12 protein-coding genes are annotated in these 10569 nt (G+C 71.9%); 8 read left to right on the top strand and 4 right to left on the bottom strand.

Translation table 11 applies throughout. The features are described 5' to 3' along the window. Positions 1-176: 176 nt before the first annotated feature. Complete coding sequence (locus BCF44_RS34450; protein ID WP_170217895.1) at positions 177-557, top strand: STAS domain-containing protein; 381 nt, start codon at positions 177-179, stop codon at positions 555-557. Between the two features lie 81 nt (positions 558-638). Then, a complete protein-coding gene (locus BCF44_RS34445; protein ID WP_116178628.1) occupies positions 639-1397 on the top strand; it encodes a GAF and ANTAR domain-containing protein in 759 nt (252 codons plus the stop codon). Positions 1398-1427: 30 nt separating this feature from the next. Here the strand turns inward: BCF44_RS34445 and BCF44_RS34440 are convergent, their stop codons facing one another. Further along, positions 1428-2030 carry a hypothetical protein gene (locus tag BCF44_RS34440; protein WP_379801624.1) on the bottom strand — a complete coding sequence of 201 codons (603 nt, stop codon included), beginning with the start codon at positions 2028-2030 and terminating at the stop codon, positions 1428-1430. 460 nt (positions 2031-2490) lie between these two features. Here BCF44_RS34440 and BCF44_RS34430 point away from each other — a divergent pair, with 460 nt between their 5' ends. After that, the gene (locus BCF44_RS34430; protein WP_170217894.1) at positions 2491-2802 is read left to right on the top strand and encodes a hypothetical protein; all 312 of its coding nucleotides are present in this window, start codon (positions 2491-2493) and stop codon (positions 2800-2802) included. Positions 2803-2884: 82 nt separating this feature from the next. Then, positions 2885-3811: a PrsW family intramembrane metalloprotease gene (locus BCF44_RS34425; RefSeq protein WP_116178625.1), complete on the top strand. Its 927-nt coding sequence runs from the start codon at positions 2885-2887 to the stop codon at positions 3809-3811. Between the two features lie 6 nt (positions 3812-3817). Here BCF44_RS34425 and BCF44_RS34420 read toward each other — a convergent pair whose 3' ends face one another. Continuing rightward, positions 3818-4255 carry a DUF3618 domain-containing protein gene (locus BCF44_RS34420; RefSeq protein ID WP_116178624.1) on the bottom strand — a complete coding sequence of 146 codons (438 nt, stop codon included), beginning with the start codon at positions 4253-4255 and terminating at the stop codon, positions 3818-3820. A 293-nt stretch (positions 4256-4548) separates the two neighbouring features. On the opposite strand from BCF44_RS34420, the gene BCF44_RS34415 reads away from it, so the two are divergent. Then, entirely contained in the window at positions 4549-4923 is a 375-nt protein-coding gene (locus BCF44_RS34415) for a hypothetical protein (protein WP_116178623.1), read from the top strand. On the opposite strand, the gene BCF44_RS34410 is transcribed toward BCF44_RS34415, so the two are convergent. Then, positions 4924-6108 (bottom strand): PP2C family protein-serine/threonine phosphatase, encoded by a 1185-nt coding sequence (locus tag BCF44_RS34410; protein WP_211353339.1) that lies wholly within the window; start codon positions 6106-6108, stop codon positions 4924-4926. Positions 6109-6203: 95 nt separating this feature from the next. On the opposite strand from BCF44_RS34410, the gene BCF44_RS34405 reads away from it, so the two are divergent. Then, the gene (locus BCF44_RS34405) at positions 6204-6392 is read left to right on the top strand and encodes a DUF2188 domain-containing protein (RefSeq protein WP_116178622.1); all 189 of its coding nucleotides are present in this window, start codon (positions 6204-6206) and stop codon (positions 6390-6392) included. Here the strand turns inward: BCF44_RS34405 and BCF44_RS34400 are convergent. Beyond that, positions 6371-7099 (bottom strand): ArsR/SmtB family transcription factor, encoded by a 729-nt coding sequence (locus tag BCF44_RS34400; RefSeq protein ID WP_116178621.1) that lies wholly within the window; start codon positions 7097-7099, stop codon positions 6371-6373. The two genes, BCF44_RS34405 and BCF44_RS34400, sit on opposite strands and share 22 nt — an antisense overlap. 116 nt (positions 7100-7215) lie before the next feature. On the opposite strand from BCF44_RS34400, the gene BCF44_RS34395 reads away from it, so the two are divergent. Together BCF44_RS34395 and BCF44_RS58995 are read left to right on the top strand one after the other, a co-directional pair. Then, entirely contained in the window at positions 7216-8418 is a 1203-nt protein-coding gene (locus BCF44_RS34395) for an MFS transporter (RefSeq protein WP_116178620.1), read from the top strand. A 28-nt stretch (positions 8419-8446) separates the two neighbouring features. Continuing rightward, entirely contained in the window at positions 8447-10531 is a 2085-nt protein-coding gene (locus tag BCF44_RS58995; RefSeq protein WP_342775677.1) for an ANTAR domain-containing protein, read from the top strand. Positions 10532-10569 lie beyond the last annotated feature (38 nt).

Below are 10569 nucleotides of genomic sequence, written 5' to 3'. Positions count from 1 at the left end.
CGGACTGTGACCGCGTGTCCTTCGACACGGCGTTTATTCGGCGGCGGAGGGGGTACCGGCGTTGCCCCGCAGGGCGGCGGGACATACGGTGAACACAGGTTGAGACAGCAGCCGATGGCGTGGCACGTTCGTGTCCGATCCGAGCTGCGTCCCCGACCACTATGAAAACGGTGCCCATGCACACGTCACCGAAACCCGCGACACCGCCGATCTCCGTCCGTATGCAACGGCTCGGCCCGGTCGCGGTCGTGCACCTGTCCGGCGAGCTCGACCTCGCCACCGTGGACCACGTGGAGCGCGAGCTCGGCGACGTCGCCGACGGCGTCGATGGACTGGTCGTCGACCTGGAGGGGCTCAGCTTCCTCGCGTCCACCGGCCTGGCGCTGCTGGCCCGGTGGCACGGCAGAGCCGGCGAGCAGGGCTTCGCCTTCCGCGTCGTGGCCGCCAACCGCCAGGTGCTGCGGCCGATCCAGCTCACCGCACTGGACGACGTGCTCGCCCTCGACGCCACAGTGGACGAGGCCCTGGTGGCGATACCGCGGCAGGTGAACCGGTAGTATTCCCCGCCAGGTGCGTTGAGCAGGCAGCGGCCGTCGTAGAACTTTTACGATCATGCTCGACGCAGGGGAGACCGCCCGATGACCGACCGTGTGCCGCTCCCGGCCGCCCAGCTCGCGGAGATCGCCGCGGCGCTGGAGTCGCTGACCTCCGTGCTGGTGTCCACCACGCACAAGGAGACGATCCTGCAGGCGGTCGCCGAGCAGGTGGTCAGCGTGGTGCCGGGGGCGGACATGGCCAGCATCACGCTGCTCGCCGAGGCGGGGCCGTACACCAGCGCCTCCACCGATCCGCGCGCGTGGCAGATCGACGACGCGCAGTACGCCGAGGGCGACGGCCCCTGCCTGCGCGCCGCGCGCCGCGGCGAGTTGGTCCGCATCGAGGTGCCCCGCGCCGAGCAGCTGTGGCCGGTGTTCGCCCGTGCGGCCGGCGACCTCGGTGTCGGCAGCTTTCTGGCCGCCCCGTTGACGATCGACCGGCACGCCGTCGGCGCCGTGAACCTGTTCAGCTTCGGCGGCCACGGTTTCCACGAGGTCGACGCCCAGTTCCTGCGGCTGTACACGGTGGTCGCGCAGGCGGCCATGCAGTCGGTCGGGCGGGCCCGGGTGGCCGAGGAGCAGGTGGAGCAGCTGCGCGGGGCGATGGCCTCTCGCGCCGTCATCGAGCAGGCCAAGGGCATCCTGATGGCCGTGCGCGGGCTGACCGAGGACCAGGCGTTCCAGGAGTTGGTGTCGCAGTCGCAGCGCAGCAACGTGAAGCTGCGCACCCTGGCCCGTCGGTTCGTGGCCATGGCCACCGGCCGCGCCGAATCGTCCACAGAGGACGAACCGACGGCGTAGCCGCGCCGGCGGGCGGACCGGCGCGACGGGTCACTGGTGCCAGAAGTGAAGATTGCTCCACTGCACCGTGAGCGGGCCGTTGCCGCTGGCGGTGCGGTACGAGCCGATCTTGTCGTAGAACGTGCCGCCGGGGCTGGCTTCCGTGTACTGCAGGCTGCCGTTGATGTAGACCTGCAACGTCTTTCCGACCGTCTGCACCGTGTCCACGGTCACCGGCGTGCCCACGGTCGCGCCGGTGGCGATGGTCTTCTGGTTCTCCACCGAGTACAGCCGGCCGCCCTTCTCCACCGCCAGCAGGAAGTACGGCCCCTGCGTGCCGTGGAACGTCTGCTTGAGACTGATACGCGAGCCGCTCTGGCTGGTGATCTTGAACGTGCCCTCGAACTTGTGCGATCCGCCGGTGTAGTCGGCGTAGCGGCGTTCCGCGCGGTCGTGCGAGGCGCCGGACTTGGAACACGTCAGCTGGAAGGTGAGGTCGCTGACCTTGCCGCAGCCCTCCTCCTGCACCTTGAAGGTCGGCGAGTACTCGATCCAGGTCGCCCCCGGCGTCTGCGCCGAGGCTGCCGGCGCGACCAGCATCGTTGTGCCGCACAGGATCCCGCACAGCGCGGCGGCATGGCGTTTCAGGGACATGGGCGCCTCCCGATTTCACGTGGCTGAATGGTGCTCACGAGGGATCGGAGGCGAAGCTAGTGACGGCGGCGGAGGGGCGTCAATGTGGAAAGGGCTTGCCGGCGGCCTTCCGCGTGCTCAGCGGCATGCGTTGACAATTGACTGTAAACGTTTTCAGTCTGTCGTCATTTCTCCGGGGATCGCCCTGGTCCGAGGCGGTGTCGGACTGGACCGCCTGTGCGCCGACTTCCGACGGCGCCCGCGCGTGCCCCGTGTGGGCCTCGTCGCGGATCCGGTCGGCCATGTGGCGACAGTGCAGCTCGAACGCCGGCAGCCCGGAGCGGATCCGCGGCAGGGCAAGGAAGTTGTGCCGCGGCGGCGCGCCAACTCCGTGCGCATCGGCAGCGCCGTTGTGGTCGAGTGCCGGCCTGGGCCACCTGCCTCCTCCCGGCCCGAACCTCCGGGGTGCTACTCCATTCGGGTGGCGATCGGATTGACCGCCGCCGCCGCGGGTATTGCCGCCGGATCCGCTTCGCCGCCCACGGGAGGCATGGTCATGGGCGTGCACGAGGTCCCCGCCGCGGCGACCGGCCGTCCCGCCACCGGCCGACGGCGGCTGGTCGAGATCGCCGAACTGGCGCGGGCCGAGCAGGCCATGGCCGACGGCTGCCCCACGCCCGACCAGGAGTTGCTGCTGATCGCCGCGGGCAGCATGGCGCACCGGGCCCGGCGGCACCCGTCGCTCGGTCGCCGACCGAGGGCCGGTCGGCTGAGGCGATGGCTGCTCGGTTAGCGGTGAGACCGCTGGCACGGATCGGCGGTTGCGCCGAACTACACGCCCGCATCGATGCCGCCGCAGCGGGTACACCCGTGCGATGACGGATGAACGCGGGATCCACCGACAACCCCGACGCCGCGCCTGGCTCCGCATTTTCGGCACCGGTCTGCTGCTGTGGGTGCTGACGGTCGTAGTCACGTTCGCGACCGGCAATCCCAACCTGGTGCCGACGCTGGTGCTGCTGGGCAGCTTCCTGGTCCCCGTCACCTTCGTCGCCTGGGCTTTCGAGCGCCGTCACAGCGGCGAGGTCACCGCCGAGCTCCTGCTCACGACGTTCATCACCGGCGGTGTGCTCGGGGTCCTCGGCGCCTCGCTGCTGGAGACGTACCTGCTGCACCCGTCGGCGGGCCTGTTCCTCGGCGTCGGCCTGGTGGAGGAGGCGGTCAAGCTCGGCGCGCTCATCGTGTTGACCCGCCGCCTGGCCCGCAAGAGCGCCCTGGACGGCATGATTCTCGGCGCGGCGGTGGGTTTCGGCTTCGCGGCGTTCGAATCGGCCGGCTACGCGTTCACGGCGCTGTTCACGGAGCAGGGCTTGTCGCTGGTCGACCTGGTGCAGACGGAGATCCTCCGCGGTCTGCTCGCGCCGGTCGGGCACGGCCTGTGGACGGCGATCCTCGGCGGGGTGTTGTTCTCGGCCAGCGATCACCGACACTTCGCGTTCTCCCGCCGCCTGCTGCTGTCGTACCTCGGCGTCTCGCTGCTGCACGCGCTGTGGGACTCCATGCACGGCATTGCCCTCGCGCTGACGTTGCTGCTGACGGGCACGCCCCGGCAGTTCCAGTTGCTCGAGCAGGGCTACCAACCACGGCCGACACCGTTGCAGGTCAACCTGTTCACGGCGTTGAGCTGGGGTGGCCTGGCGGTGCTGGCCGTGGTTGGCGTGGTGTGGCTGGCCGCCGAACGGCGGATCGCTTCCCGCGCCGAGCGGTCGGCGGTGTTCTGGCGAATGCCAACCACCGGATGACCGCCGTCAGTCGCGCTGGCGGCGGCTCAGCAGCCGCCACAGGACGACCAGCCCGGCCAACGTGAGGAACACGAGGGCGGGACGCTGACGGACGACGGCGACGGTCTGGCGGGCCGGTTCCCGCACCGGCTCGGGCAGGTCGTCGATCTTCTGCTCGGCCTGCTCGAACGTCCGGGTCGCGGCGTCCCTGACCTGCGCGGTGGCCTCGTGAGCCATCCTGGTGACCTGCTCGGTGGCCTGGTGGGCCTTGTCGGCGGCCAGTTCCCCGGCCTGGTGCACCTTCTCGACGCCCAACCGCACGCCTTCCTGGGCGCGGCCCTGCACGTCGAGCTTGTCGGACAGTTCCTGCATGGTCTCGCCCAGGGCCTCGCGCGTGCGCTCGGCGTGCTCACGAAGTTCCGCGACCTGATCGGCCGGCTTGTTCGAGGTCGATTTGCCGCCCATGGCTGCCTCTCCCGTTGCGGGTTTGCGTTGCTCCGGGGATACCCCGGCGCCGCAGCGGTCAATCCGGACGTCAGCCGACCGTGAGGACGCCGAACACGATCAGCCCGGCCACTTTCACGCACTCCAGCGCGACGTGGACGAGGTGCGCCCGGGACCGGTGTCGTCGCCGGCCGGCACAGGTCACTGTCACACCCCTCGGGTCGACGTCCTCCCGACCGTACGACAGGCGCTCGGCGGGTAATCCCCGACGGATCCGGGTATGCCGTGCCCGCACCCTGAACGAGGAGGATGCGATGAGCGAGGAGCGCGTCGGGTACACACCCGAGAACGACTCCGTCGAGGACGATCCGGCGGCGCTGAGCGCCGCGGAGGAGTTGGACGAGGAGTGCCTCGAGGTGGATCCGCTGGAGGCGGGCATGGATCCGCCGGAGCGGTGGGCGGAGGCCGACAAGTACGGCATGACTCCGTACGAGGAGGCACACCCGAAGCCGTTCTCGGAGCGGCTGGACGAGGAGGAGCCGGACGTGGGCGTGGTCCCCACCGGTGGCGATCCCGACCTGGACCGCGAGGTGCTGAACGAGGCGGTGCGCCGCGGCGAGGGCTCGGACGAGGCCGGCGGTTCCGTCGCGAGCACCCTGCGCACGCCGCCGTCCGGCCGCGACGACTGATCAGCCGCCCAGCGTCAGCGTGCGCCGCTGGTCGCCGCGCCATTCCAGCATCAGCACGGTGGCGTCGTCCTGGAGCCGGCCGCGCTGGTGGTCGAGTACCGCTCGCATCAGCCGGCGCAGGGTCTCCGGGGCCGGATAGCCGTCGGCCGCGCCCCGCGTGACGAGGTCCGCGAACCGCCGCAGCCCGAACTCGCGGCCCTCGTCGTCGCGGGCCTCGGTGATGCCGTCGGTGTAGAACAGCACCCGGTCGCCCGGTTCCAACTGGTAGCGGCAGTCCTTGGCCGGGATGCCGAACTGGAAGCCCATCGGCGGCGCGGGTGGGCACCGCAGGGTGGTCAGCCACCGGCCCTGCCGGAGCAGCAGCGGCGGCGGATGGCCGCGGTTGACCCAGGTCAGCACGCCGGTGGACGGCCGCAGCCGGGCCAGCAGACCGGTGGCGAACCGCTCGCGGCCGAACTGTCGCCCGATGGCCACGTCGACGGCGTCGGCGATCTCCGGCAGGTCGGCGCCGCGCCGCCGGGTGTTGCGGCAGGCGCCGACGGCGACCGCGACGGTCAGCCCGGCGGACTGGTCGTGGCCCATCGCGTCGAAGACGGACAGGTGCAGCAGGTCGGGCGCCTGGGCGTAGTCCACCGCGTCGCCGCCGATGTCGTAGGCCGGCTCCATCGCCGCGGCCACCGCGAAGTCCTTGGTGGCGAAGGTGAGCGGCGGCATCAGGGGCCAGACGACCTCGGCCGGCAGCGACATCGGCCGGGACCGGGCGAGCGCCGCGTAGGTGTCGCTGTGCGGCCGCTTGCTGACGATCAACAACGCCGCCAGGGAGGCCAGCGCGCGCATGCGCGCGACCGCCTCGGTGGGGTCCTCGCCGGCGGTCGCGCCGAGCACGCCGAGGCGCTCCGTGCCGTCCAGCATCGGCGCCCACAGCCAGGACCGACCGCCGGTGACGACTTCCACGTTGCGGAACGCCCAGCCGGCGGCGGTCCCGTCGACGGCCAGCCGCTCGTCGCCCTCGCCCATCCGGACCAGGTTCTCCTCGCGCAGGTCGGCGAGGTACAGCGCGGCATCGGTCAGACCGGCCGTCTCGCCGTGCCGCGCGACCAGGGCGGCGAGGCCGTCGAAGGTGGCCAGATGGCTCGCCTCCAACAGCCCGGCCAGCATGCGCGCCGCGGCGTCCGACGAAGTCACGGCCCACCGGCTACCCCCATGCCTCGGCACTAACCGGACCGGTCGCCGTAGTCCGGATAGGACTGCCGCCGCCGCTGGTGGGTACACCGCGTCGAGTGGGAGCGGCTGTCGGAGATGTGATCACGTACTGCGAGGACGGCGTCTGGAAGACGCGTGTCGTGGGGAACGTCCGCGCGTCCCGGATCAGCCCGGACCGCGGCGACGCGATCGCCTTCGGCCGCCGCGTGGCGAGGGAGCGCGGAGTCCGGCACGTCGTGCTGGATCAGGCCGACCCGAGCAGCTGACCGAAGTCGGGGAGCAGCGCCGGCAGCCGGCTTCGGCCGGCGTCGGTCAGCAGCAGTTCGCGGGTGTCGTCCCGCCGCCGGACGAGGTCGTCGGCGAGCAACGCGTCCAGCACAGCACGGCCGAGGACGCCGCCCAGATGCGGCAGCCGGTGCGACTTGTCCAGGCACGCGGTGGCGAGTTTGCGGCGTCCCGGCTCGATCGCCGTCGGATCGACGCCGAGGGCGGCGAAGGCGGACGTGTCCTCGCCCAGCGCGAGCTCGTCGCCGCTGCCGTCCGGCGGCCGCAGCGCCGACCTCTCGACCAGCAGCGCGAACACCGCGACGCCCAGTCGCCCGGCCACGTGGTCGTAACAGGTGTGCGCGAGGTCGATCGGGGACGTGGGACGCTCGGTCAGCGTCAGGTCCCGGTCGTTCGCGTAGCGTGCCAGCGCCGTGAGGACCTCGCCGAGGCCGGCGCGGCCGAGCCGGTAGACGGCGTGCCGGCCGGTGTGTTCGACCGCGACCAACCCGGCCGCCCGCAGTTGGGCCAGGTGATTGCCCAGCCGCGGCGCGGAGACGCCGATGGCGTCGGCCAGTTGGATCATCGTGTGCGGGCCTTCGGCGGCCAGCAGCTGCAAGGCGGTGAGCCGCACCGGATCGGCGAGCTCCCTGGCCAGCGCGGTCACCGAGGACAGCAGCCCGTCGTCCGGATCCACCCAGCCCGCCATGGCCGCACGTTAGCACAGTTCAGGATTTCCTGAACGGTGCTTGTCGACGACGTGTCGGGCCCGCTACCGTGCCACACACCATTCAGGATCGTCTGAAGGGTGGTCGCGCGGTGCGGATGCTGTTGTGGGGTCGGGGTGTCTCCGCACTGGGGGACGGCCTGTGGTTCACGGTCTGGGCGGTGTTCTTCACGCGGGTGCTCGGCCTGTCGTCGATCACCGTGGGCCTCGGCATGGCGGTGGCCGCCGGCGTCGGCATGGCCGCCGCCGTCCCCATCGGCTCGCTGGCCGACCGCGTCGGCCCCAGACGCGTGCTCGTCGCCGTCACGGCGGTCCGTGCCATCGCGATGGCGTCCTATCTGCTGGTCCACAGCACGGTTGTGGTCATGGCGGTCACCATCGCGTTCACAGCGTTGGCCAGCGGCGGAACGGCCGTGCGCTCGGCGCTGATCACCGGCCTGGTGACCGACAACGCGGTGCGGCTGCGGGTGTTCGCGCAGCAGCGGGTCGCGCAGCACGTCGGTTATGCGGTCGGGGCAGGGATCGGGGCGCTCGTGCTCGCCGCCGATCGGCCGACGGGCTACCTGATGGCGGTCGCCGGCAACGCGCTCACGTTCGTGGTGCTGGCGGCGGCGACGCTTGCCGTGCCGAAGCCCGAAGGCCGCCCGGCCGCCGGCTCGCGCGCCGCGCTGCGGGACCGGCCGTACCTGGCGATCGTCGGGTTCACGGCGTTGTTGTCCTTGTGCTGGGCCATGTTGTCCACCGGGCTGCCGCTGTGGATCTCCGGTTCGACCCGGCTGCCGCTCGCGCTGAGCGGCGTGGTGGTGGTGATCAGCTCCGTCGGCATCGCCGCGCTCCAGGTCTCGGCGACGAGGTTGGCCCGCACTGTGCGGCAGGCCTCCCGCACGGCCGTGCGCGCGGGTTCGGCGCTGGCAGCGAGTTGTGTGCTGCTCGCGACCACCTCGGGCGCGGCGGGATTTCTCGGCACGGCAACGGTGATCGTCGCGGCCCTGCTGCACGTGTGCGGCGAGCTCGGTTACGTCGCGGCGAACTGGGGGCTGTCGGTGAATCTCATGCGTGAGGACGCCCGAGGCGCGTACCAGGGCGCGAACGAGGCCGCGACCGCCACTGTCCAGATGTTCGCGCCGGCGGTGTTCACCACCGCCCTCGGCGTGGCCGGAGCGGGCGGCTGGTTGCTCGTCGCCGCGCTCTTCGTGCTGGCGGTCGCGCCGGTGCCGGCGCTCGGCCGGTGGGCCGAACGGGCCAGACCGCCCGAACGTGCCGTGTGGATTTCGGGCCGGTCGGGTACTCCGCGGACGTAGGTGCTGCCGAAACGTAGGGAGAGGGGACGTGCGGATCGCGTCGAGACCTGTCGGCCCGGCGGTGGTGCTGGCGTTGCCCGACGGGCTGTGCAGCGCGGAGCCCGCCGAGGTGGCCGAGGCGCTGGGTGCTGCCGCGGTGCAAGCCCGCTTGATCGTGCTGGACCTGCGCGACGTCGACCTGCTGACGGCGCGGACGGCCCGTGCGCTGATCGCATTCGCGGATGCCAGCGTCGAGCGGGACGCCGAATGCGTGCTGCTGCTCGACCCCTCCCACACCGCGGCGGCGACGGTGCTTGACAGCGCCGACCCCGACGGCGCGGTGCCGCGGTTCCACACCCTGGACGAGGCCCTGGCCAGCCACCAGCGGGTAGTGCACACAGGCCCCGTGCCGACGGTCGCCGCGATCAACACGCTGGCCTTCGACAGCGTGGATCTCGGTCGCACGGAAGAGTTCCTGAGCTCGTCGTACGCCCCGATGCACATCGGCAGCGCCACCGGCCGGTCGGGCGCGCACATCACCCGCGTCGCCGCCGGGCCGGTCAGCGCGGACCTGCTCGACCTGGGGTTCGAGATGAGCTACGACGTGAGCCCGCTGGGCCGGATCTGCCTGTGCGACATCGAATCCGGCACGGTCGAGGACCACCGCGTCGACGGCTGGCGCGAGGCGGAGGCCTTCGGACCGGGCGACCTGTTCTCCTTCGCACCGCCCGACCGTCCCTACACCGGACGGATCTGCGACGCCCGGTACGGCATCACCATGCTCGACCCGTCGCTGCTCGACGAGGTCGCCGGCGAACCGGTGCGGCTGCTCGACCACCATCCGGTGGACGCGGCCGCCGCCGCCCAGGTACGGGCCGCGATCGCCCACCTGCGCGACGACGTGCTGGGTGCGCCGGGAGCCGGCGAGAACCCGCTGGTCGTGTCGGCGGCGTCGCGCTACCTCGCGGCGTCCGTGCTGAACGCCTTTCCGACCACCTCGGCCGTCGAGGAAAGCGAGCGTGACGCGCATTCGGCGACGCTGCGCCGGGCGATCGCGTTCATCGAGGCCAACGCCGACCGCGACATCGGCGCGGCCGACATAGCCCGTGCGGCCCGGGTTTCCGCCCGCGCCGTGCAGCTGGCGTTCCGGCGGTATCTCGACATGACGCCGATGGCGTACGTGCGCCAGGTCCGCCTCGACTGCGCCCGTGCCGAGCTCCGCGCCGCCGAGCCGGGGGAGACCACGGTGACCGCTGTCGCCGCGCGCTGGGGTTACGGCCGTCCGAGCGTGTTCGCGGCACGTTACCGCGCCGCCTACGGCGAATCCCCGTCCCAGACCCTGCGGCTTCGTTCTCACGACCGGTCGGACTTCGTTATCGACGCCGGCGCGGGCGATCCGGTCCTGGACCAGTTCGAGGCGCTCACCCTCCTGCTCCTGGACGCCACCACCGTCGCGGAGGCGCTGCAGCACATCGCCGACGCCGCCGTGCTCGCGATACCCGGGGCCGACCTGGCCGGCATCACCATGCGCGGACCCGACGGCGCGGTGCGGACGGCGGTCGGGACCGACGAGGTGGCTGCCGAGCTGGACGCAACCCAGGTCACGGCGGGTCGAGGCCCCTTCATCGACGTCACCAACCTCGGTTACGTCACCAGCGACGACCTGCGGGCCGAGACCCGCTGGCCCGCGTTCGCCGCGGCCGCCGTCGAGCACGGTTACCACGCTCTCCTCGCCACCGAGATGCTCCCGGCGGCAGGCCCGGGGCAGGTGTCCGGCGCGCTGACGATCTACTCGCGCCGCGCCGGCGGCCTGAGCCGGGCCGACCGCGACACGGCGTTGCTGCTGGCCACGCACGGTTCGCTGGCGCTGGCCCACGTGCGGACGGCGGAGCTGGCCGACCTCCAGCGGGCGCAGCTGCGCCGGGCCGTGGACAGCCGGGACTTGATCGGCCAGGCCAAGGGGATCCTGATGAGCCGGCAGGGCATCAGCTCCGACGAGGCGTTCGACTTGTTGCGCCGGACCTCGCAGGATCTCAACGTCAAGCTGGTCGACGTGGCGCACACGCTGACCACCCGGCACGGCGAGCTCCGGCCGGCGCCGAGCTCGTCCGGTTGCGCGCCGGCCGAGCAGTAGTAGCGTCGAAGACAGCGCGGTTCAGCCTGACGCCGCTG

Origin of the sequence: Kutzneria buriramensis, assembly GCF_003387475.1 — a bacterium.
GTDB classification, from domain to species: domain Bacteria; phylum Actinomycetota; class Actinomycetes; order Mycobacteriales; family Pseudonocardiaceae; genus Kutzneria; species Kutzneria buriramensis.
The sequence above is the reverse complement of the archived record's forward strand: the minus strand, read 5'-3'. Positions and strand labels throughout refer to the sequence as shown.